This window comes from Caulobacter sp. SRI_008 (assembly GCF_057586355.1).
This window is the reverse complement of sequence record NZ_JBYCZS010000015.1, coordinates 1-21,465: the sequence shown is the minus strand read 5'-3', so window position 1 is coordinate 21,465 and position 21,465 is coordinate 1. Positions and strand designations below refer to the sequence as shown.

The following is a 21,465-nucleotide window of genomic DNA, read 5'->3' as shown; positions in this document are numbered from 1 at the left end:
TCCCGGCCCTCAGAACGGCTTGGCGGTGAGGGTGACGCCCACCGTGCGCGGCTCGCCGAGGATGGCGATGTAGGGCGTGACGGTCGTGGCCGAGCCGTAGGCGATCGCGTACTTCTTGTCGAAGAGGTTGCGCGACCAGACGGTGACGCTCCAGCGGTCGTTGGCCGAGCGCAGGCCCAGGCCCACATTGGTCAGGCCGTAGCCGGGCTGGCGGCCGTAGGACGACAGCGGGTGCAGCGAGGTGCGGCTGCGCCAGACCTCGTTGGCGTAGGCGAAGCCGACGAAGCTTCCGACCGGCTGCTCCCAGCGGGCGCTGAATTGACCGGTCCAGTTGGGCGCGGTCGGAACCTGCTTGCCCGACAGGTCCACCGAGGCCGGCGCGCCGGCATAGGTCCATTCGGCCGGCGGCGGGGCGTCCTCGTAGGAGACGTAGACGGCCTCGCCATAGGCGGTGCTGAAGGAGAGGTTCAGGTGGTCGTTCACCTGGGCCGCGCCCTCGACCTCCACGCCCTGCAGCCGCACCTTGCCGACATTGGCCAGGTAGGACCGCGCGGCCGAGCCGGTGGAGTCGATGAGGGTGGCCTGATAGTCGTCGATGTCGTTGCGATAGACGTTGACGTTCAGCGTCGCCCGGCCGCCGGCCAGGGTGGTCTTCACGCCCAGCTCGAAGTCGGTCGACTTCTCCGGATCGATGATGACGCGGTCGTTGGCCTTGGCGCCGAGATTGGCCGCGCCGGACTTCTCGGCGTAGCTGGCGGTGGCGTAGACCAGCACGGTGTCGGAGAGCTTGTAAGACGGGTTGATCAGCCAGGACAGCGAGCCGTCCTTGTCGTGGCCATCGACATAGTAGGCTGTGCCCGTCACCGCCGTGCGATAGGCCGCATAAGGCGCCAGCGCGCCGGTCAGGGCGGTCCCGCCGAACGAATAGACGTTGTTGGAGGCGTCCTTGTCTTCGTGGGTGTAGCGCAGGCCGGCCGTCAGGCTGGCGCGGTCGGTGAACCGCCACGTGCCCTGGCCGAACAGCGCCGCGCTGGTGGTCTTGCTCTTGCCGACCTGGTCGGCCTCGACGCCGTTGAGGATCGCCGACGGCAGCAGCGGCGACAGCAGGAAGGCCGTCGCCGACGACAGCAGCTGGGTGCGGTAGTTGCTGGTCAGCTCCTGGCGCAGCAGGTAGACGCCCGCCTGCCAGTCGAAGTGCTCGCCCACAGGCGAGGCCAGGCGCAGTTCCTGCGAGAACTGCTCGACATCGACGTCATAGCCGGCCCGCAGGATCGGGTAGGGGGTGTAGTCGCTGTCGTTGTAGGGGCGGAAATAGAGCTTCCGCCAGGCGCTGACCGAGGTCAGGGTGTAGTCGTCGACCTTGAAGGTCGCCTGGTTCGACAGGCCGTCGGTCTTGGCGACCAGGCGTTCCTGGTTGTCCAGGTTGGAGTCCTCGGTGTCGTAGGACGGCGTGTAGCCGAAGGCCGTCTTCAGCTTGGTCGCCCAGCCGTTGCGCGCCGTGCCGTTGACATAGGTCGTGGGGTCGGCGACGGCCGGATAGTAGTTGTTGTATTCCTTGGTGTCGTAGTGCTCGGCGATCAGGCGGTCGCTGAACACGGCGTTGGGCTCGAACAGCAGCTGGCCGCGCAGGGCCCAGCGATGGTTGTCGAGATACTTGGCGCCATCCGACTTGTTGGTGATCCAGCCGCCGCCGGTGTCGCCATAGGCGGTCAGGCGTCCGGCCAGGGTCTGGCTGAGCGGGCCGGAGATGTTGGCGCGGACCTGGTAGCGCTCGTTGCTGGCGGCGGTGGCGCTGATCGAGGCTTCGGGCGTGAACGACGGGGCCTTGGTGGTGACGATCAGCGCGCCCAGGGTGGTGTTCTTGCCCAGCAGCGTGCCCTGCGGTCCTCGCGCCAGCTCGATGTGATCCAGGTCGACGAAGTCGAGCCACGAGAAGCCCGGGTGCGTGAAGAACACGTTGTCGACGATCAGGCCGACGCCGGCCTCGGAGCCGTCGCTATTGGCGTTGCCGCCGACGCCCCGGATGGTCAGGGTCGAGACCCGGGTGTTCTGCTGCACGGCCTGGAAGTTGGCGATCTTGGCCGCGTAGTCGGCGACGCGGTCGATGCGCTCGCTCTGCAGCACACGGCCCGAAACGGCCGAGACGGTGATCGGCGCGTCCTGCAGCTTCTCCTCGCGGCGACGGGCGGTGACGACCAGCTGCTCGACCGCGGAGTCCGCATCGGCGGCGTCCGGCGTCGCGGGCGCGGCGGGTTCCGCGGCGTGGGCGGCGCCGGCCAGGGCCATGCCGAGCAGGCTGGCGGCGGCGAGTTGGGCGTAGGTCGGTCTTTGTCGGCGAACGGTCATGAATCCCCCTCGGCCGGAGGGTTCCCTCTCAGCCAAACTAAACACGACTATTCTGATAGGCTTTGGTGAAAGCGGCCGACAAACCAGAACGTTTGGCTGCGCCAGGCCCTTTTCCTAAAGTCGACCCGATTTGGGTCGGGCGTAGAGAAACTGATGGCCGATTGAGGTCTCAGCGGACCAGGCTGGCGATCGTCTCGCAGCGGGCGCGATAGCGCTCCACGGCCTCGTCGACCTGGCGGGCGACGTCCTCCAGCCCTTCTGTGGTCCAGCCCTCGCTGCGGATGCGCAGGCGGCCGAAGGCGTCCTCGATCAGTATCCCCTGGGCGACCAGGTTGGCCGCCTTGCGGCGCACGGTCTCGCGCGGCAGGCCGGTTTCCTCGGCCACGGCCCGGCGGCTGATCCCCTCGCGGACGGTGTCGGAGACCACCGACGCCCGATGCCAGGCCTTGGCCGTGTCGGGATTGAGCAGGAACGAGCCCATCGATCGCTGGGTGACGTGCAGGATGATCCAGATCGACTCCGCGTCCAGATCCAGCGCCCGGCCGTAGACGCCCAACAGGTCGAGCATCAGGGCCGACCCCGAGAACAGCATCGGGCGCAGCATGGCCGGCATGGTCTCGTCCGGCGGCGGCGCGGCGGCGGCGGCCGTGGGCGACCGGGTTCGTCGCTTGGCGGAGGAGGGCGGGGTGGCGGTCATTCCGGCGCGCTTTGCGAAGGCGCTCGGCGGGCCTTCCTTGTAATCCTACAAAAATGATGGGAATTATATCGAGAGAGTTTTTCTAAGCCGGTTTCCGCGCTTTCCTCGGTCTGTGACAGGGGATGGGGCGTCGGCTGTTCCGATCGATGCAAGGTGGGAAGCGCGAGTGGCGCAGCTGTGGTCCGAGCACGTTCCGGAAGATCGCTTCGAGGAACTCTACGCGCTGTATGTCCAGGAATGGTGGACGCAAACGCGCCAGTTCGACGACGTCGTGAAGATGATCTCGCACTCCGACATCGTCATCGTTCGCTATGCCGAAGGCGGGGCGATCGTCGGCTTCGCCCGCGTGCTCACCGACTTCACGTTCAAGGCGATGATCTACGACGTCATCGTCTCCGACGACCATCGGAGCCGCGGCCTCGGTAGCGAGATCGTCGAGAAGATCGTCCACCACCCGCTGCTGGCCGGCGTCAGAAGCTTCGAGCTCTACTGCCCCGACCGCCTGGCGCCGTTCTACGAGAAGCTCGGTTTCAACAAGAGCGCCTCGTCCATCATGTCCCGGAAGCGCTAGCCTCGCGACACCGTCTTGGCGATCTCCGCCACGGCCCGGTTCAATCGCCAGAGGGGGCGTCAGTACCCCAAGGCATGAGCCGCGCCTTACAGCTTTGCTGTATTCCTACCAAGACGATCTGGATTGCGATCGCACGCTCAAGGCTTCTGGATGGAGACCAGCCAAGCTTCTTCCGTGCGAGTTCCCGATGAGCGATCCTTCCCCGTCCGCCCGCAGCGCCGTGCAGGATGCACAGGACATCCAGCGACGCGATCTCCTGCTGACCGGCGGACTGGTCGCGGCGGCCGCCGCCGCGCCTGGCGTTGGCAGGGCGCAGGAGGCCTCACAGGAGGCCTCGTCGGTTCCGCCGCCGGCCCGCCAGCCGCGCGCCCCGGCTGGCGGCAAGAGCCCCTGGGGTTACGACACCTGGAAGCAGACGACGCCGCAGCCGGTCTCGGTCCGTCCAGGCGAGACCCCGCTGCCTCTGCAGCCGCGCGCCTATACCGACATCAAGAGCTATCACGCCCACGTCTATTTCGACGAGGACACCTCGGAGAAGGCGGCCCTGCTGCGTCGCTGGGTGTCCGAGCGGTTCCTGGTCGAGCTGGGCGACTGGAACCTTACGCCTCGCGGTCCGCACGTGACGCCGTCGTTCTATTTCGGCTTCACCAACGACCTGCTGCACGTGATCCTGCCGTGGCTGCAGCTCAACAGCCTGGGCCTGACGATCCTGCTGCACCCCAATACCGATGATCCGCGTTCGGATCACCTCTACTACACCGCCTGGATCAACCGCTCCCAACCGGTCAACGGCTACGGCATGAAGAAGCCCGGCGAGGGCGAGCCGCCGGTGGAGCTGATCTATCCCAACACCAAGCCGCATGTTCAGATCGAGAGGGCCTGATCGCCATGACCCCCTCGCGCCGTTTCCTCGTCTCGGCCTCGGCCGTCGTCCTGGCGCTCGCCGCCTTCGGCCCGGCCCTGGCCCAGACCACGCCGGCCGCCCAACCTGGCGCGCCGCCCGTCGCCATCGTCCAGAAGGCGGCCCCCAAGGGCGCGCCGAACATTCTGCTGGTGCTGCTCGACGACGTCGGCTTCGGCGCGGCCTCGACCTTCGGCGGCCCGGCGCAGACGCCCGCCCTCGACGCCCTGGCGCGCGACGGCCTGCGCTACAACCGCTTCCACACCACGGCCATCTGCTCGCCGACCCGGGCCTCGCTGCTGACGGGACGCAACCCGCACGCCACGGGCATCGGCGCGGTGATGAACCTGGCCGACAGCCGACCTGGCTACAGCGGCTATCACGGCAAGGACACCGCCACGGTCGCCGAGGTGCTGCGCGAGAACGGCTACAGCACCGCCGCCTTCGGCAAGTGGCACCAGACCCCGGACTGGGAGCTGACGCCGGCCGGTCCCTTCGACCGCTGGCCCACGGGCGAAGGCTTCGAGACCTTCTATGGCTTCATCGGCGGCGAGACGTCCCAGTTCGAGCCGACCCTGTTCGAGGGAACCAAGCCTGTGCTGCGGCCGCCGGGACCCGGCTATCACCTCAGCGAAGACCTCGCCCAGCACAGCATCGACTGGCTGCGCGGCCAGCATTCGGTGGCGCCCGACAAGCCGTTCTTCCTCTACCTGGCCACCGGCGGCATCCATGCGCCGATCCAGGTCCCGCAGGACTGGATCGAGCGCTATCGCGGCAAGTTCGACGGCGGCTGGGACAAGCTGCGCGAAGACATCTTCGCTCGTGAGAAACGCCTGGGCGTCATTCCCAAGGACGCCAAGCTGACCCCGCGCCCCGCCGAGCTGCCGGCCTGGGACAGCCTCACGCCCGAGCAGAAGAAGGTCTCGGCCCGGCTGATGGAATCCTACGCCGCCTTCCTGGCCCACACCGACGCCCAGGTCGGCAAGGTGGTGCAGGCCCTCAAGGACAGCGGCCAGTACGACAACACGGTCGTGGTCTATGTCGTCGGCGACAACGGCGCCAGCCTCGAGGGCGGCCTGCGGGGCAGCAACAGCTATCTGCGGCAACTGATCGGGTTCCCTGATCCTCCGGGCGGGACCAAGCTGGAAGAGATCGGTACGGAAAAGGCCTACAGTCACGTCAACGCCGCCTGGGCCTGGGCGACCAACGCCCCGTTTCCGTGGGGCAAGACCATGGCCGCCCACCTGGGCGGGGTTCGCAATCCGCTGGTCATCAGTTGGCCGGCCGGCATCAAGGACAAGGGCGGGCTGCGCACCCAGTTCGGCCACGTCAACGACATCGCCCCGACCCTGCTCGACATCGTCGGCATTGCGGCGCCGGACACCGTCAACGGCGTGGCCCAGAAGCGTATCGACGGCGTCAGCCTGCGCTACAGCTTCGATGCGCCCGCCGCGCCCGAGCGGCACGACACACAGTATTTCGAGGTCTTCGGCCGGCGGGCCATCTATCACGACGGCTGGTTCGCCTCGGCCAATCACGGCGCGCCGCCCTGGCAGCTCTCGCTGGTCGACAGCGATCCCGCCCAGGACAAATGGGAGCTCTACGACCTGCGCGCCGACTTCTCGCAGTCGACCGACCTGGCGGCCAAGCAGCCGGCCAAGCTGGAGGAGCTCAAGCAGCTCTTCCAGCGCGAGGCCCAGGCCAACCAGGTCCTGCCGATCGCCGGGGCCAAGATCTTCAACCGCGGCTTGCCCGATCCGGCCGCGAGCCTGAAGCGGGCGACCTATTATCCGGGCGCGTTGGGCGTTCCGGAAACGGCCCTGCCAAAGGTCGCCAACCGCTCGTGGGGGATCTCGGCCAAGCTGCGCGCGACGCCGACGGCCCAGGGCGTGGTGGCCGCCGTGGGCGGTAATTCGGCGGGCTGGTCGCTCTATCTCGACGCCGAGCATCACGCCGTCTTCCGCTACAAGGCCTACGACCTGCAGACCCTGGAACTGCGCACGCCCACCCCCTTGCCGCCGGGCGAGCACAGGCTGGACATCGACCTGGCCTATGCCGGCCCCGGTTTCGCCCGGGGCGCGAAGGTCACGCTGGGCGTCGACGGCCAGGTCCAGGCGGAAGGCCAGCTGGGCCTGACGGCGCCGAACCTGTTCACCATCGACGAGACCTTCGACGTCGGGCTGGACCGGGGCTCGCCGGTCGGGGCCTATCCCGCCGACGCCGCGCCGGGCTACGCCTATACCGGCGGCGACATCGTGCAGGTCGATATTGTCCAGAAGTAGCGCCGCGCTCGGCCGTACGCGTTCGACCGCGCCGGCCGGCATGCGGCAGGTGCGCGGCGGCGTCTTCGCCATGGGATCGAACGATTTCTATCCCGAGGAGGCGCCGGTCCGCACCGCCCAGATCGACGACTTCTGGATCGACGAAACGCCGGTGACCAACGCCCAGTTCGGCCGTTTCGTGCGCGCCACGGGCTACGTCACCTTCGCCGAGCGCGCGCCCGATCCGGCGGACTATCCGGGCCTGGAGCCGCGCAATGCCGTCGCCGGTTCGCTGGTGTTCACCCCGCCGGACGCGCCGCCGCCGGAAGACGCGGTCGAGCACTGGTGGTCGTTCGTGCACGGCGCCAACTGGCGCGCGCCGCTGGGGCCGGGCAGCGACCTGGTCGGCAAGGCCGACCATCCCGTGGTCCATGTCGCCTTCGGCGACGCGCTGGCCTATGCCGACTGGGCGGGCAAGGCGCTGCCGAGCGAAGCGGAGTGGGAATACGCCGCCCGCGGCGGGCTGGAGGGCAAGGCCTATGCCTGGGGCGACGCGCTGGCTCCCGACGGCCGAATGCTCGCCAAGATCTGGTTGGGGACCTTCCCACACCGGAATCTGGCTCCGGCCGGCCTGGAGCGAACCTCGCCGGTCCGGTTCTTTCCGCCGAACGGCTACGGCCTCTTCGACATGACCGGCAATGTCTGGGAGCTGACCGCCGAACGCTACGACGCGCCGGGCGGGGAGGGCGCCTGCTGCGGCAAGGCCAGGGTCGGCGCCCAGGCGCGGCGCGTAGCCAAGGGTGGATCGCATCTGTGCGCCCCCAACTACTGCCAACGCTATCGACCGGCCGCCCGCCTGGCGCAGCCGGAAGACACCTCGACCTCGCACATGGGCTTTCGCTGCATCCGACGCGGCTAGCGAGGCGGGCGGGCGCTCCTGCGAGCGTCCCGGCCCGGACAACGGAACACTGGTTCACACTTGGAGAAACACATGCGTATCGCTCTCGCCGTCCTTTCCCTGGCCCTGGCCGCGCCCGGCGCCGCGGTCCTCGCCCAACCGGCGGCCGCGCCTGCGTCCGCCGAGGCCGCCAAGCCGACGTTCAGCACCGGCCAGACGGCCCTGGGCGTCCTGCTCGACAATCCGACCACCAAGGCCGTGCTCGAAAAGCACGTCCCCGCGCTGGTCAGCGACGCCCGCATCGGCATGGCGCGCGGCCTGACTCTGAAGGGCCTGCAGACCTATGCGGCCGAACAGCTGACCGACGCCAAGCTGGCGGCCATCGACGCCGACCTGGCCAAGATCCCGAGCGCGAAATAGCAGGGCGAACGGAGAGGGTCGCACCGCTCTAGGCCTCACGGCTCCAGCGGTGCGACCCTCTCCGATAAAGCCTCGGACGGCAGTGGTCGATCGGCTCAGGCGTCATGCCAAGGCCTGACATAGGGCGTGATGGACCGCCCAATGGGCGACGATCAGCGGTCGCGCTCGCGGTGGGCCTCGATCGCAGTCTCCGCGGGGCGCCGCCGTTCGTCTCGCGCCGCCCGCGCCCAGGCCAGGTGGTCGTGGCTCGCCAGGTGCGGCAGCCGCGCCAGCGCCGTCTCCGAGAACCAGTTCAGCGCCACATGTTCTTCTGATCGATTGGCCGGGTTGCCTCCCAGCCATTCGGGCACGGCGAAGACCGATAGGTGATAGGACTGGCCTCCGGTCTCACGTGGACCGGAGGCGATCAGAACCAGGCGGGACGGACGCACGCCCAGTTCCTCCTCCAGTTCCCGGGCGAGGGCGGCCTCGTCGGTCTCGCCGTCTTCGACCCGGCCGCCGATGGCGTCCCAGCGCGCGGGCAGGACGGCCTTGGACGGTGCGCGCAGGCCCAGAAGAACACGCCCGGTCTCGTCGACCAGCAATCCCATAGCCACTCGCCCCACGGTCCCGACCTCCTTCGCAACAGCCCAGGAAGCCTTCAGCAGCACGGCGGTCGCGTCCAATGAGCAATGCTCATTTGTCCTTTCGCGGCGACGGCGATCAGATGGGGCCGAACCACGACGAGCCCGTTCCATGTCCACGACCGACCTCGCCTTCGAGTTTCGCCGCCGTCTCGACGGCCAGGTCTATCGCTTCGTTCCCGCGGAGGACCGCGACGGCCGCCGGGCCTGGCGCCGCGTCGATCTGCCCTTGAGCCTCGCCTGGACCCACGAGCGCGGCTGGACGGTGACCGACGAGGACGGCCTGGTGCTCAGCGCGCCATGGGATCTCGACAAGGCCCTGCAAGGCGCTCTGCCGCCCGAGACCATCTGGATCAGCCGCAAGGGCGACAAGTCCTACGTCTATGAACTCCGGGGCGCCGTGCCGGAGGAAGGCCACGAGACGCGCCCGCCGGCTCTTCAGGTTTAGGGATCGGCCGGGGAGGGGGGGCGAATGGCGGACTTTGGCGATCGGGCGGATAGCGGGGCGAGGTCGCCCATGCTCATCGCCATCGCGTCGGATCATGCAGCCTTCGGACTGAAGGCGTCGAAAAGCTCAGCACGCCTTGTTTCTGAGGCGTTTCGTCGAGGTCTCACAGAACGCGCGCGAAATTGCGCCGTGTTCTTGCACGCGAGATTCCACTAAGGCATTGAAAGATCGATGAAGTCGCTCCAGTCCTTCTCTGGCGCGATGCTTCGTAATTTTTATTAATAAAATCAAGTATTTATGACGAAATTCTCCGTTGCGCCCATGATGGATTGGAGCGACCGCCACTGCCGGTCGCTGCATCGCGTGCTGTCGTCGCAGGCGCTGCTCTATTCGGAGATGGTCACCACCGGCGCGGTGCTGCACGGCGATCGCGAGCGGCTGCTGGGCTATTCGAGCGACCAGCATCCGGTGGCGCTGCAACTGGGCGGGTCCGAGCCCGCCGACCTGGCCGCCGCCGCCCGCATCGGCGAGGACTACGGCTACGACGAGATCAATCTCAACGTCGGCTGCCCGTCCGACCGTGTGCAGAGCGGCCGGTTCGGGGCCTGCCTGATGCGCGAGCCCGACCTGGTGGCCGAGTGCATGGCCGCGATGGCCGACGCGGTGAAGGTTCCGGTGACGGTCAAGTGCCGCATCGGCGTCGACGACCAGGATCCGGAGGAGGCGCTGTTCACCCTGGTGGACAAGTGCGTCGCCGCCGGCGTCACCAGCTTCATCGTCCACGCCCGCAAGGCCTGGCTGCAGGGCCTGTCGCCCAAGGAAAACCGCGACGTCCCGCCGCTCGACTATCCGCTGGTCTATCGGCTCAAACGCGAGCGCCCGGACCTGTTCATCGCCATCAACGGCGGCGTGCCCAGTGTCGACGCGGCGCTGGAGCACCTGCAGCACGTCGACAGCGTCATGCTGGGCCGCGCGGCCTATCACGAAGCTGGCCTGCTGGGCGAAGTCGACCGCCGCGTCTATGGCCTGGACGTTCCCGACGTCTCGCCCTTCGAGGCCGTCGAGCGCTACCGCCCCTATATCGAGCGCAGCCTGGCCGAGGGCTGGCGCCTGGCCGGGATCACCCGCCACATGCTGGGCCTGTTCCACGGCCTGCCGGGCGCGCGCGCCTGGCGGCGGATCCTCACCGTCGAGGGCGTGGCCGAGGGCGCGGGGATCGCGGTCGTCGACAAGGCCCTGGAGGCCGTCCGCCGCGCCGTCGACGAGCGCGAGGCGAGAGGACTGGAGTCGGCCGCAGGCTGAGCCTTGGGAACTCTTGCCGTCTTTCAAGGGTTTGCCGCCCGAGCAAGACTTCAAGGGACGTCCTGAAATGAAGATTCGATTTTTCGTGGCGGGTGTCGGCGCGGCGCTGCTGGCGGCCGCCGGTTCTCAAGCCCTGGCCCAGGACGGCGGAAACTTCGCCGTCGGCGGCAACATCGGCACGCCCGGTATCGGGCTCGAGGCCCAGTATCGCCTGAACGACAGCTTCGTGGTCCGCGGCGGCGGCGACTGGCTCGACTTCGACCGCGACGAGACCTATGGCGACGTCGCCTACAGCGGCAAGGTCAAGTCCAAGACCGCCGGCCTGTTCCTCGACTGGCACCCGATGCAGGGCGGCTTCTTCGTCTCGGGCGGCAGCTATTTCGGCAAGCGCAAGCTGAACCTCTCCGGAACCCCGACCCGCAACACCGAGATCGGCGGCGTCACCTTCACCCCCGCCCAGATCGGCACGATCACCGGCGACGTCGAGCTGTCCGACGCCCAGCCATTCCTGGGCCTGGGCTGGGACAACACCTTCAGCGACGAGGGCGGCTGGGGCTTCCGCGTGCTGGGCGGCGTGTCGTTCAGCGACAGCCCCAAGGTCGACCTGACGGCCTCTGGCGGCACGCTCTCCAACGACCCAACCTTCCAGCAGCGCCTGCGCGAGGAAGAAGCCGAGGTCCGCGACGACGCCAAGGACTTCAAGTACTTCCCGGTCGCCCAGATCGGGCTGACGTACCGGTTCTAACGTCCCCCACGCCCGTCATCCCGGAAAGCCCGCAGGGCTTATCCGGGACCCAGGGGACTGGGCTCCGCGCTTGGGTTCGCCGTCCTCCCAGTGGCCGATGCGATGCGGCGGCCCCTGGGTCCCGGCTCTGCGCTTCGCTCCGGCCGGGATGACGACGAAGGGGCTAAGCCACCAGCGCCGCCCGGATCGCGCCCGCCGCCGCCATCGCGTCGGCCGGGGCCAGCAGCACCTGCAGGCCCCGCTGGCCGCCGTTGATGAACACCCGCTCCAGCACGAAGGCCTCGTCCTCGATGGCGGTGGGGACCTTCTTGCGCTGGCCGAACGGGCTGACCCCGCCCACCTTGAAGCCGGTCAGGCGCTCGGCGTCGGCCGGCTTCATCATGGCCGCCGCCTTGCCGCCGAAGGCCGCCGCCAGCTTCTTCATGCTGACCTCGCGGTCGGACGGCACGATCACGCAGACCGGCTTGCCGTCCACCTGGGCCATCAGGGTCTTGAGCACCTGGCCGGGCTCCACGCCCAGGGCCTCGGCCGCCTGCAAGCCCACGCGCTCGGCATTGGGGTCATAGTCGTAGGTCGCCACCTCGAAGGCGACGCCGGCCTTGGAAAGCGCCAGGGTCGCGGGCGTGCTCTTGGACATCGGTCATCCCCCTTCAACTGTCGCGGTTGATGGCGCAAACCGCAAAACCCGTCTAGCAGTCGGCCTCTGTTTTCCGACGGACCGCCTGCCGATGACCCGCGCCGAGATCGAACCCTTCCACGCCATCGGCATCAGCCGCCTGGCGCACCAGCTGAAGGGGGAGGGCGCTTCGGTCATCCACATGGAGTTCGGCCAGCCCTCGACCGGCGCGCCCGCGCCCGCCATCGCCCGCGCCCACCAGGTGCTCGACAGCGACGGCATGGGCTATTGGGAGAGCCCGGCGCTCAAGGCCCGCATCGCCCGCCACTACCAGGAGACCTACGGCGTCGCCATCGAGGCCGAACAGGTCATCCTGACCTGCGGCGCCTCGCCGGCCCTGGTGCTGGCCCTGTCCAGCGCCTTCTCGCCCGGCGACCGCGTCGCCCTGGCCCGGCCGGGCTATGTCGCCTACCGCAATAGCCTCAAGGCCCTGCACCTGACGCCGGTCGAGATCGCCTGCGGTCCCGAGAGCCGCTACCAGCTGACCGCCCAGGCCCTGGCGGCGCTGCATCCGGCTCCGGCCGGGGTGATCATCGCCAGCCCCGCCAACCCGACCGGCACCATCATCCCGCCGGAGGAGCTGAAGGCCATAGCGGACGTCTGCCGCGAGCGCGGGATCCGCATCGTCTCCGACGAGATCTATCATGGCCTCAGCTATGTCGGCCCGACCCACTCGATGCTGGAATTCGAGTCGACGGCCCTGATCGTCAACAGCTTCTCCAAGTACTTCAGCATGGTCGGCTGGCGTCTCGGCTGGCTGGTGGCGCCGGCCGATCTGACGGCCCGCGCCCGCGCCTTCGTCGGCAACCTGTTCCTGACCGCGCCGTCGCTCAGCCAGCACGCGGGCTTGGCCGCCATGGACGCCCGCGACGAGCTGGAAGGCCACGTCGCCGTCTATCGCGCCAACCGCCAGCTGCTGCTCGACGCCCTGCCGACCCTGGGCCTGACCGCCATCGCCCCGCCGGACGGGGCCTTCTACATCTGGGCCGACATCGGCCACCTGACCAACGACAGCCTGGCCTTCTGCGAGCGCCTGCTGCGCGAGACCGGCGTGGCCACGGCCCCCGGCCTCGATTTCGACCCGGTCGAGGGACGACATTTCATCCGCTTCAGCTTCGCGGTCTCGACGCCGCTGGTGAAGGAGGCGCTGGAGCGCATCACGCCCTGGTTCGCGGCTCAAACAGCATATTCCAAATAATGCATTGACTATCCATTATGTGAGAATAAACCTGCGCTCGTTCCGGTGTTGAATGGGCGGGTAGTCTTCCGTCTGCGCGGCGTCTCGACCGCCCCGGTACGGGAGGGCGCACCGCCATGGATCCTTTCAACCGCCGCGATTTCCTGCGCACGGCCGCCGTGGCCGGGGCCATGGTCCCCGTCGCCGCCCAGGCCGCTCAGGCCGCCGCTCCAGCCCCCGTCGCGCTGGACGCTGACGGCGTCCGCTGGCTCGACGGTGCGCCGCCCGCCGCCCACGAGGGCCAGACCTTCGGCCTGCCGTGGCCGCGAGGCGCCCAGAAGGCCAAGACGACCTTCACCATCGCCGGCGCCGACGGCCAGCCCGTGCCCGTCCAGACCTGGCCGCTGGCCTACTGGCCCGACGGTTCGTTGAAGTGGACCGGCCACGCCGTCCCCGCCGGCGCCGGCCTCGGCGCCGTCGCCCTCAAGGTCCAGCCCGGCAAGCCGGTCGCTCCCGCCTCGGGCGTTTCCGTGCGCGAGACCGCCGACGCGGTCGAGATCGTCAGCGGCGAGCAGTCCTGGCTGATCCCCCGCAAGGGCCCCAACGTCATCGCCCGCGCCACGGTGGCCGGCCGCGAGACCCTGCGTGACGTGCGCCTGGTGGCCCTGACCCAGGACAAGCCCGACCTCGACGACGGTCCCGTCACCCAGACCCGCTTCGAGGGCGAGGTCACGGCCGTGACCGTCGAACAGAAAGGCCCGGTCCGCGCCGTCGTGAAGCTTGAAGGCCAGCACCGCCAGGGCGATCGCGCCTGGCTGCCCTTCACCCTGCGCCTCTACGTCCATGCCGGCGCCCGCTCGCTGCGGATCATGCACAGCTTCATCTTCGACGGCGACGAGAACCGCGACTTCCTGCGCGGCCTGGGCCTCGTCGGCACGGCCCCGCTGACCGACGCCCTCTACGACCGTCACGTCCGCTTCTCGGGCGAGGGCGACGGCGTCTGGGGCGAGGGCGTGCGGCCGCTGACCGGCCTGCGCCGCGATCCCGGCAAGGCCTGGCGCGACGCCCAGGTGGCCGGCCAGAAGACCCCGGGGCTGGAGGGCATGGCCCCGACCGTCTCCAAGCGCCTTGACCTGATCCCGGCCTGGGGCGACTTCACGCTCAGCCAGCCCAATTCCGACGGCTTCTCCATCCGCAAGCGCACCAAGGCCGGCCACGGCTGGATCGACGCGGTGACCAGCGGCCGGGCCACGGGCCTGGGCTATATCGGCGGGGCCAGCGGCGGCGTCGCCTTCGCCCTGACCGACTTCTGGAAGCGCTGCCCCACGCGCCTGGACATCCGTAACGCTCATACCGAAGCAGCCGAGTTCACCATCTGGCTGTGGTCGCCGGACGCCCCGGCCATGGACCTGCGCTTCTATCACGACGGCCTGGGTCAGACCGATCACGCCGCCGAGCGCGAAGGCCTGGAGATCACCTACGAGGATTACGAAAAGGGCTGGGGCCGCCCGCTGGGCATCGCCCGCACCAACGAGATCTCCCTCTGGGCTTTGCCGACCACCCCGTCGCGGGATGAGTTCGCGGCCATGGCCGGCCGCCTGCGCGCCGCCCCGCGCCTGGTCGCCACCCCGGCCCGGCTGAAGGCGGCGCAGGTGTTCGGCGACTGGAGCCTGGTTGACCGCTCCACCCCGACCCGCCGCGTCATCGAGGATCAGAACGACGGCCTGCTCGACTTCTACATGAAGGACGTCGAACAGCGCCGCTGGTACGGCTTCTGGAACCACGGCGACGTCATGCACACCTATGACAGCGACCGTCACGTCTGGCGCTACGACATCGGCGGCTTCGCCTGGGCCAATTCCGAGCTGTCGCCGGACCTGTGGCTGTGGCTGTCGTTCGTGCGCTCGGGCCGCGCCGACGTCTTCCGCTTCGCCGAGGCCATGACCCGCCACACCGGTGAGGTCGATGTCTGCCACCTCGGACCCTATCGCGGCTTCGGCACGCGCCATGGCGTGCAGCACTGGGCCGACAGCTCCAAGCAGCCGCGCGTCTCCAACGCCGCCTATCGCCGCTACTACTACTACCTGACCGCCGACGAGCGGGTCGGCGACCTGATGCACGACCTGATCGGCGCCGACGAGACCCTCAGCCGCGTCGATATCAGCCGGAAATTGCCGGGCGGTCCCGCCTCGCATCCGCCGGGCGTCGTCGACATGGGCTTCGGCACCAGCTGGAGCGCCTTCGCCGCCGCCTGGCTCACCGAGTGGGAGCGCACCGGCGACAAGCGCTGGCGCGACCGCCTGCTGGCCGGCATGGACAGCATCGCCGGCTTCAAGCAGCAGTGGTTCGCTGGCGGCGCCGACTTCGACCTCAAGACCGGCCGCTTCCTGGGCGCGGGCGACAAGGTCAGCGTCTCGCACCTCAACGCCGTGTTCGGCGCGGTCGAGGTCCATTCCGAGCTGTTCCAGCTGATCGACGACCCGGCCTACAAGAACGCCTGGCTCGACTACTGCCAGTTCTACAACGCTTCGGACGCCGAGTTCCGGGCCAAGACCGGCGCGCCGGCCAAGGGGCGTAACCTCAAGGAAGGCCATTCGCGCCTGACCGCCTACGCCGCCTTCCAGCGCAAAGACCCGGCCCTGGCCGAACGCGCCTGGCTGGAGTTCTTCAGCGGCGATGCTGGCCTGGGCATTGGCGCGGTGGCCACCGAGCGCCGGATCGAAGGCCCGGCCGTCATCGAGCCGATCGTCGAGATCCCCCGCGTCTCGACCAACGCCTCGTCCCAGTGGGGCCTGGCCGCCATCCAGAACCTCGCCCTGGTCGGCGACTCCCTGGAAGCCGCCCGCGCCAAACTCCCCACCGCCCCCCGCCGCTCCAACGGCGGCGACGCCGGCAAGGACGCGTTCTGAACCTGCTCCTCCCCCGTGCAACGGGGGAGGGGGACCACGAAGTGGTGGAGGGGGGCGAGACTGGGCGCTGTGCTCGATCCCCTCCCTCCGTAAAATCCCCGCGAAAGCGGGGACCCAGGTGTTTTATCGTCGAGCGCCACGCGTTTCAGAAAAAGCCTGGGTCCCCGCTTTCGCGGGGATTTTACGGGTTGGGTGGCGCGGACGGGGATAGACGAAGCTGGATCCCCAGCGGCCTCGCCAAAGACCCCAACCAATCCAACCCCTTGCAACTTTCTCACCGCTCTGGATCAGACGCGCTCAAACCACCCGCACAATCACTGGGTCTCGCCGCACCGAAGGGGCGCAAGGCCAGCGACCATGCGGCGGCGGGATGCGATCGAGCGGGACTGGGACGGATTGGGAAGATCCGTCGCGTCCGGGGACCTGGCGCTGGCCAGGCCCGCCCGCCGTCGGCTTGGGCGAGGATTACAGAGCGTCCCTCTCCTCGTCGCCGTCCAAACGGGAAACCCGGCGGATGGTCCTGGTAAGGCGTTAAGAGCGCCGCCGCCCGGGAAGCCGGCAGCCAAACGACCGCGCGGAGCGCCTTGGCTTCGTCGAAACGGTATCTGTCTACACACCTCCGGGCGTCGCCCGGGCGCTCCGCTCTCCTTCACCAACTCAGCGCAATCGCGCGTGAGATCGCCCACCCGTTCCCTCTCCCCTTGCGGGAGAGGGTGGCCTCCGAAGGAGGTCGGGTGAGGGGTCTCTCAGAACTCAAAACCGCGTGCGGCGGTCAGATCGGGCGAGGCGTCCAACGTTTGAGAAACCCCTCATCCGACCTGCTTCGCAGGCCACCTTCTCCCGCAAGGGGAGAAGGATCACTCCGCGGCGATCGGCAGGGGCGGTTCGGTCTGCGAGCCGCCGCGCTGGGCGGCGAGCGGCAGGCGGACCTGGGCCATCAGGCCGCCTTCGACGTTCTCCAGCCGGATGTCGCCGCCATGAGCCCGGACGGTCGAGCGCGAGGTGGCCAGTCCAAGACCCACGCCCTGCTTGGTCGAGGTGCGGGCCGCGACGCTGCGGTAGAAGGGGGTGAAGACGCGCTTGAGCTCGTCCTCGCTCATGCCCGGACCCTTGTCGCGGATCTCGGCCACGGCCTCGTCGCCGTCGACATAGAGGCTGACCCGGGCGCTGTCGCCGTACTTGACGGCGTTGTCCACGAGGTTGGTGAACACCCGCTGCAGGCCCAGCACGTCGATCTCGACCTGCGGCGTCTGGCCCGGCTCCAGGGCCACGTCGCCGCCGGTGACCTCGGCGTCGTCGACCACGCATTCGAGCAGCGAGCGCAGGTCCACATGCTGGCGGGCGCCGGCCTCGGCGTTCTCGCGCATGAAGGCCAGCACCGAGTTGATCATGGCCTCCATCTGGTCGATGTCCTGGCCGATCTCGCGGCGCAGGGACGGCGAGGCCCGCTCAAGCCGGAAGCGCATGCGGGTCAGGGGCGTGCGCAGGTCGTGCGAGATCGCTCCGATCATCGCCGTGCGGTCGTTGATGAACCGGGTCAGGCGCGCCTGCATCTGGTTGAAGGCGCGGGCGGCGCGGCCCACCTCGGCCGGACCGTCGGCGGCCAGCACCGGCGAGGACGGGTCGCGGCCCAGGGCCTCGGCGGCGTCGGCGAAGCCGGCCAGCGGCGCGGCCAGGCGCCGGGCGAAGACGTAGCCGATCGGGCCGACGATGGCGAACGAGACCAGGAACCACAGCAGCACACGGCGCTGCCAGCTGTTGGGGAAGCCCTCGGGCTTGGGCTGCAGGGTCACCCAGCGGCCGTCGGAGACGCGCATGGCGGCCACGAAGTCGCCCTCGATATAGGGCGCGGGGGCCAGGCCGAAGAGGCCGCGGGCCACCGGCGCGGCCAGGGGGCGGCCTTGCGGCTGCGGCTTGGCGACGGGCTTGGCGGGCGCGGCCGAGGCCAGGCGCGGCGCGGCGCCGATCGTCTCGCTGGCCGGCTTGGCGCGCGCGGTCAGGGCCGGAGCGACGGCGACCGTGTGGCTGGTCACCGGCGCGTCGTCGTCGCTGGTGTCCGGCGGCGGCAGGGCCTCGATCGGATCGACCGCGTGCGGGGCGCCGATCGTGAAGCTCGACGAGCGGAACGGGGCGGTGAACAGCGGGTCGGTGGCGAAGCGCGGCTGCAGACGCTGGCCGACGCGCGGCGGAGCGCCGCCGCCGATGATCCCGCCGGGCGGAACGCCGCCGGCGCTGGTCCCGGGGAAGCGCTGCTGGCCATAGCGCGAAGGCGTTCCGCCGGGGCGGTAGTCGGAGCGGGCGCCGCTGTTGCCGCCGGCCAGGGCCGCGCGGGCGGCGCGCCACATGGCGGGATTGTTCTGGGCGGCGCTGACCGGGAAGCCGACCGAGCCCGGGCCGACCGACGGCTGGGCCATCATGCCGCCGCCGGGGCCGGCCATGCGGCCGCCGGGGGCGGGCCCCTGGGCATAGGCGCTGGAGCCGAGCACGGCGGTGAAGGGCAGGGCGGCGGCGTCGGCCCTGCGGCTGGCCGCGCCCGCGCCGGCGAAGGGCGGCGGCGCGTAGAACAGCAGGCGCACGTCGTCGGGATCGGCGTTCAGCAGGCGGGCGAGATCGGCGCTCGACTTCTCCGAGGCCACCCAGCCGGGGCTCGACAGCGACGGCGGTTCCTTCTCGACCGTGCGCACCAGCGGACGGGTCTCGCTGGCGTCGATCGGTCCGCCCTTCAGGCCGGCCGCGATGTCGGCCAGGCTGTGCTGGGCCGGCGGCTTGGGCGGCAGAAGCAAGGTCAGGGCCAGGGTCGCCAGCTGCGCCACGACCAGGCTGGCCAGCAGCAGAGCGACGATCTGCAGGGCGATCGGGGCGCTGGGACGGCGCAAGGAAGCGACCAGTGACTTCATTCGACCACCACCTTGGCGTCCAGCACGTAGCCGACGCCGCGATAGGTCTTGATCAGCTCCTGGTCGCACTGGGCCTCGATCTTGCGACGCAGGCGGCTGATGTGCAGGTCCACGCCGCGGCCGACGGTCTCGGCGGCCTCGCCGCGGATGACGGTCAGCAGGTCCTCGCGCGACACCACCGAGCGGGCGTTGTCGAGCAGCAGCGACAGGATGGCCAGCTCGCCCCGCGTCAGCAGCAGCAGCGTGCCGCCCGGCGCGGTCAGCTGGCGGGCCGACAGGTCCAGGCGGAAGCCGGCGAAGGCGTAGGTGTTGCGCTTGGGGTTCTTGCCCGGAGGGCCGGCGGCGCTGCGGCGGCGCAGCAGGGCCTTGACCCGGGCCAGCAGTTCGCGCGGCGGGATCGGCTTGACCACGTAGTCGTCGGCGCCGAGCTCCAGGCCCAGGATCCGGTCGACCGGCTCGCCCATGGCGCTGAGCATCAGGATGGCCGGACCATCGCCCCGCGCCAGCTGGCGGCACAGCGACAGACCGTCCTCGCCGGGCAGGTTGACGTCGAGCACGACCACGTCGACGGCGCGGGCGTCCAGCACCTCGCGCGCCGCGCCGACCGTCGAGGCCTGGCGCACGGCGTAGCCCTGGGCGCCGAGGTAGCCGGCCATCTCGCGGCGGAGGACGTCGTCGTCTTCCACCAGGAGGACGGTCGCGGTCTCGGTGATCGAGGCGTCGGGGGTCATCGCGTCTGGACTATGACACACCAAAAGGCTCCGAGTCATAGGGGGAGGGGCTGCAAGCGGGCCTCTATGCGCGTCACGACGTCGCGCGGGGGTGGTATTTGCGACCGAGGCGGGAAACCCGATCATCGTTCCGCTCCGCAGTTGAGCGTGAGGATGTCGAGAATCCGCCGTTCGCCGCCGATTCGGCCCAGCTGCACGACGACGTCGACCATGGTCGAGACATAGTCGATGGTCTCACGCCGCGAGAGCGCCAGGCCCGCCTGCATCGTCATGAGGGCGATCTGCTCCAGGGCGCCGCGCGGCGTGCTGGCGTGCACCGTGCTCAGCGAGCCCGGGTGGCCGGTGTTGATCGCCCGCAGGAACGTCGCCGCCTCGCGGCCGCGCATCTCGCCCAGGATGATCCGGTCGGGACGCAGCCGCAGGGCGGCCTGCAGCAGGTCGTCGACATCGACCCGCGCCTCGCCCTCGTCGCCCTTCACGGCCACCAGGCCAAGGGCGTTGGGCTGGGAGAGGGCCAGTTCCGGCGCGTCCTCGACCAGCACGATGCGGTCCTCGGCCGGGGCGGTGCGCAGCAGGGCGTTCAGGAACGTCGTCTTGCCCGACGAGGTGCCGCCCGAGATCAGGATCGTCTTCCGCGCGGCGACGGCCTCGCGCAGGAACTCGATCGGCTCCTGGCGGGCGGCGGCGTCGAGGGCTTCGGGCGAGGCGGGCGCTGCGGGCGGCGGCAGCGGACCCTTGCGGAAGGCCTCCAGGTCGAGATCGGCCAGGCGGTGGCGGCGGATGGCCAGGGCCCAGCCGGCGCGGGTGGCGGGCGGTCCGACCATCTGCAACCGCTCGCCGCCGGGCAGGGTGGCGGCCAGCAGCGGGCTCTGGCGATTGACGCCCTGGAAGGTCCAGCGCGCCACCTGGGTCGCCAGCCGCTCCAGCAGCCGGTCGTCGATGGCGGGCACGAGCACGCGCTGCATGCTCCGCGCGCCGGCGGTCTCGATCCACACCTCGCCCGGCCGGTTGACCAGGATCTCCGAGACGTCGGCGCGCTCCAGCCACGGCGCGAACGGCGCCAGGTAGGTGCGCAGATAGACGTCCTGCGGGGGAAGGGCGGCCGCCGGGGCGTTCACCGGCCGAACTCCAGGTCGCGGGCGACGAATACCTGCACCGGCGTTCCCTGGGCGACGCGGATGGTCGGCGAGATCTTGCCGTCGGTCTGCAGGGCCTGGCTGGCGGCGCTGGACGCGTCGCCGCTGGAGCCGATGACCACCGTGCTCGACGAGCCGTTCCCGAGCGACGAGGCCGCTCCGGACACCACCGACAGCAGGATCGCCGCGCCGAACCGCTGGGCGAAGTGGCGGTCGACCTTGCCGCCGACCCCAGCCTGGCCGGTCTCGTCGGTGACGGGCGAGGCCAGCTGCACCGAGACGCCGTCGGGGCGGATCAGGCGGGTCCAGACCACGAAGGCCCGGCTCTGGCCGGTGGCGACGCCGCTCTTGTACTGGCCGATCAGCCGGCTGCCGCGCGGGATCAGCACCCGCGAGCCGTCGAAACCGCGCACGTCGCGGCTGACGATGGCGCGGGCGTAGCCGGGCAGGTCGGAGTTCAGCGCCGTCTCCAGCACCGCCGGGATGATCGCGCCCTGCACGACGGTGCCGGCCGGGTCGGAAAGGCTGGAGGCGCGGGCGCTGGGCGGGGCGTCGTTTCCGGCTCGCAGCGCGAACTGCTCGTCGGCGCTGAGCTGTCCCTGCGGCGTGGCCGAGCTGGCCGGGCCGCCCGAGACGCGCGGCGCCGAGGCCTCGATCGCCGTGTTGTCGATGACCATCGGCCCGGCTCGCGACTGGTTCGGATCCACCCCGACGGGCGGGGGCGGTC

At 69.9% G+C, this 21,465-nt stretch carries 18 protein-coding genes; 10 read left to right on the top strand and 8 right to left on the bottom strand.

Annotated elements, in window-relative coordinates; translation table 11 throughout:
• Positions 1 to 9: 9 nt before the first annotated feature.
• Positions 10 to 2,346 carry a TonB-dependent receptor gene (locus tag AC2YHT_RS14620; protein ID WP_487290516.1) on the bottom strand — a complete coding sequence of 779 codons (2,337 nt, stop codon included), beginning with the start codon at positions 2,344 to 2,346 and terminating at the stop codon, positions 10 to 12.
• A gap of 169 nt (positions 2,347 to 2,515) precedes the next feature.
• Complete coding sequence (locus AC2YHT_RS14615; protein ID WP_487290515.1) at positions 2,516 to 3,043, bottom strand: hypothetical protein; 528 nt, start codon at positions 3,041 to 3,043, stop codon at positions 2,516 to 2,518.
• A 166-nt stretch (positions 3,044 to 3,209) separates the two neighbouring features.
• Between AC2YHT_RS14615 and AC2YHT_RS14610 the strand changes: the two genes are divergently transcribed.
• From AC2YHT_RS14610 to AC2YHT_RS14590, 5 genes are all read left to right on the top strand, one after another.
• Positions 3,210 to 3,614 (top strand): GNAT family N-acetyltransferase, encoded by a 405-nt coding sequence (locus tag AC2YHT_RS14610; RefSeq protein WP_487290514.1) that lies wholly within the window; start codon positions 3,210 to 3,212, stop codon positions 3,612 to 3,614.
• Between the two features lie 187 nt (positions 3,615 to 3,801).
• Positions 3,802 to 4,497: a DOPA 4,5-dioxygenase family protein gene (locus AC2YHT_RS14605; RefSeq protein WP_487290513.1), complete on the top strand. Its 696-nt coding sequence runs from the start codon at positions 3,802 to 3,804 to the stop codon at positions 4,495 to 4,497.
• A 5-nt stretch (positions 4,498 to 4,502) separates the two neighbouring features.
• On the top strand, positions 4,503 to 6,797 hold the full coding sequence (locus AC2YHT_RS14600) for an arylsulfatase (RefSeq protein ID WP_487290512.1): 2,295 nt from the start codon (positions 4,503 to 4,505) through the stop codon (positions 6,795 to 6,797).
• The gene (locus AC2YHT_RS14595; RefSeq protein WP_487290511.1) at positions 6,784 to 7,695 is read left to right on the top strand and encodes a formylglycine-generating enzyme family protein; all 912 of its coding nucleotides are present in this window, start codon (positions 6,784 to 6,786) and stop codon (positions 7,693 to 7,695) included. The genes AC2YHT_RS14600 and AC2YHT_RS14595 overlap by 14 nt, the downstream gene beginning before the upstream one ends.
• Positions 7,696 to 7,767: 72 nt before the next feature.
• Positions 7,768 to 8,094: a hypothetical protein gene (locus tag AC2YHT_RS14590; RefSeq protein ID WP_487290510.1), complete on the top strand. Its 327-nt coding sequence runs from the start codon at positions 7,768 to 7,770 to the stop codon at positions 8,092 to 8,094.
• Positions 8,095 to 8,246: 152 nt separating this feature from the next.
• Here AC2YHT_RS14590 and AC2YHT_RS14585 read toward each other — a convergent pair whose 3' ends face one another.
• Complete coding sequence (locus AC2YHT_RS14585; RefSeq protein ID WP_487290509.1) at positions 8,247 to 8,684, bottom strand: NUDIX hydrolase; 438 nt, start codon at positions 8,682 to 8,684, stop codon at positions 8,247 to 8,249.
• 145 nt (positions 8,685 to 8,829) lie between these two features.
• On the opposite strand from AC2YHT_RS14585, the gene AC2YHT_RS14580 reads away from it, so the two are divergent.
• From AC2YHT_RS14580 to AC2YHT_RS14570, 3 genes are all read left to right on the top strand, one after another.
• A complete protein-coding gene (locus AC2YHT_RS14580) occupies positions 8,830 to 9,165 on the top strand; it encodes a hypothetical protein (protein WP_487290508.1) in 336 nt (111 codons plus the stop codon).
• A gap of 297 nt (positions 9,166 to 9,462) precedes the next feature.
• Positions 9,463 to 10,467 carry a tRNA dihydrouridine(20/20a) synthase DusA gene (gene dusA / locus AC2YHT_RS14575; RefSeq protein WP_487290507.1) on the top strand — a complete coding sequence of 335 codons (1,005 nt, stop codon included), beginning with the start codon at positions 9,463 to 9,465 and terminating at the stop codon, positions 10,465 to 10,467.
• A gap of 67 nt (positions 10,468 to 10,534) precedes the next feature.
• The gene (locus AC2YHT_RS14570) at positions 10,535 to 11,212 is read left to right on the top strand and encodes a hypothetical protein (protein ID WP_487290506.1); all 678 of its coding nucleotides are present in this window, start codon (positions 10,535 to 10,537) and stop codon (positions 11,210 to 11,212) included.
• A gap of 163 nt (positions 11,213 to 11,375) precedes the next feature.
• Here AC2YHT_RS14570 and ybaK read toward each other — a convergent pair whose 3' ends face one another.
• Positions 11,376 to 11,849, bottom strand: a complete 474-nt coding sequence (gene ybaK / locus AC2YHT_RS14565; protein WP_487290505.1) for a Cys-tRNA(Pro) deacylase — start codon at positions 11,847 to 11,849, stop codon at positions 11,376 to 11,378.
• Between the two features lie 91 nt (positions 11,850 to 11,940).
• Between ybaK and AC2YHT_RS14560 the strand changes: the two genes are divergently transcribed.
• Positions 11,941 to 13,086, top strand: coding sequence for a pyridoxal phosphate-dependent aminotransferase (locus tag AC2YHT_RS14560; protein WP_487290504.1), 1,146 nt, complete (start codon positions 11,941 to 11,943; stop codon positions 13,084 to 13,086).
• Between the two features lie 116 nt (positions 13,087 to 13,202).
• Positions 13,203 to 15,974, top strand: a complete 2,772-nt coding sequence (locus AC2YHT_RS14555) for an exo-rhamnogalacturonan lyase family protein (RefSeq protein ID WP_487290503.1) — start codon at positions 13,203 to 13,205, stop codon at positions 15,972 to 15,974.
• Positions 15,975 to 16,831: 857 nt separating this feature from the next.
• Here the strand turns inward: AC2YHT_RS14555 and AC2YHT_RS14550 are convergent.
• The 4 genes from AC2YHT_RS14550 to AC2YHT_RS14535 form a co-directional block, all read right to left on the bottom strand.
• Entirely contained in the window at positions 16,832 to 18,871 is a 2,040-nt protein-coding gene (locus AC2YHT_RS14550; RefSeq protein WP_487290502.1) for an ATP-binding protein, read from the bottom strand.
• Positions 18,868 to 19,602 carry a response regulator gene (locus tag AC2YHT_RS14545; protein WP_487290501.1) on the bottom strand — a complete coding sequence of 245 codons (735 nt, stop codon included), beginning with the start codon at positions 19,600 to 19,602 and terminating at the stop codon, positions 18,868 to 18,870. The genes AC2YHT_RS14550 and AC2YHT_RS14545 overlap by 4 nt, the downstream gene beginning before the upstream one ends.
• Before the next feature lie 122 nt (positions 19,603 to 19,724).
• Complete coding sequence (gene virB11, locus AC2YHT_RS14540; RefSeq protein ID WP_487290500.1) at positions 19,725 to 20,720, bottom strand: P-type DNA transfer ATPase VirB11; 996 nt, start codon at positions 20,718 to 20,720, stop codon at positions 19,725 to 19,727.
• Positions 20,717 to 21,465 (bottom strand): TrbI/VirB10 family protein (locus AC2YHT_RS14535; protein ID WP_487290499.1); only part of this gene is annotated, 749 nt, incomplete at its 5' end. The genes virB11 and AC2YHT_RS14535, both read right to left, overlap by 4 nt.

Coding starts and splice junctions, on each gene's coding strand:
- AC2YHT_RS14560 (WP_487290504.1), top strand. CDS start 11,941: ATGACCCGCGCCGAGATCGAACCCTTCCACGCCATCGGCATCAGCCGC.
- AC2YHT_RS14615 (WP_487290515.1), bottom strand. CDS start 3,043: ATGACCGCCACCCCGCCCTCCTCCGCCAAGCGACGAACCCGGTCGCCC.
- AC2YHT_RS14545 (WP_487290501.1), bottom strand. CDS start 19,602: ATGACCCCCGACGCCTCGATCACCGAGACCGCGACCGTCCTCCTGGTG.
- AC2YHT_RS14600 (WP_487290512.1), top strand. CDS start 4,503: ATGACCCCCTCGCGCCGTTTCCTCGTCTCGGCCTCGGCCGTCGTCCTG.
- dusA (WP_487290507.1), top strand. CDS start 9,463: ATGACGAAATTCTCCGTTGCGCCCATGATGGATTGGAGCGACCGCCAC.
- AC2YHT_RS14620 (WP_487290516.1), bottom strand. CDS start 2,346: ATGACCGTTCGCCGACAAAGACCGACCTACGCCCAACTCGCCGCCGCC.
- AC2YHT_RS14580 (WP_487290508.1), top strand. CDS start 8,830: ATGTCCACGACCGACCTCGCCTTCGAGTTTCGCCGCCGTCTCGACGGC.
- ybaK (WP_487290505.1), bottom strand. CDS start 11,849: ATGTCCAAGAGCACGCCCGCGACCCTGGCGCTTTCCAAGGCCGGCGTC.
- AC2YHT_RS14550 (WP_487290502.1), bottom strand. CDS start 18,871: ATGAAGTCACTGGTCGCTTCCTTGCGCCGTCCCAGCGCCCCGATCGCC.
- AC2YHT_RS14570 (WP_487290506.1), top strand. CDS start 10,535: ATGAAGATTCGATTTTTCGTGGCGGGTGTCGGCGCGGCGCTGCTGGCG.
- AC2YHT_RS14605 (WP_487290513.1), top strand. CDS start 3,802: ATGAGCGATCCTTCCCCGTCCGCCCGCAGCGCCGTGCAGGATGCACAG.
- AC2YHT_RS14585 (WP_487290509.1), bottom strand. CDS start 8,684: ATGGGATTGCTGGTCGACGAGACCGGGCGTGTTCTTCTGGGCCTGCGC.
- AC2YHT_RS14555 (WP_487290503.1), top strand. CDS start 13,203: ATGGATCCTTTCAACCGCCGCGATTTCCTGCGCACGGCCGCCGTGGCC.
- AC2YHT_RS14590 (WP_487290510.1), top strand. CDS start 7,768: ATGCGTATCGCTCTCGCCGTCCTTTCCCTGGCCCTGGCCGCGCCCGGC.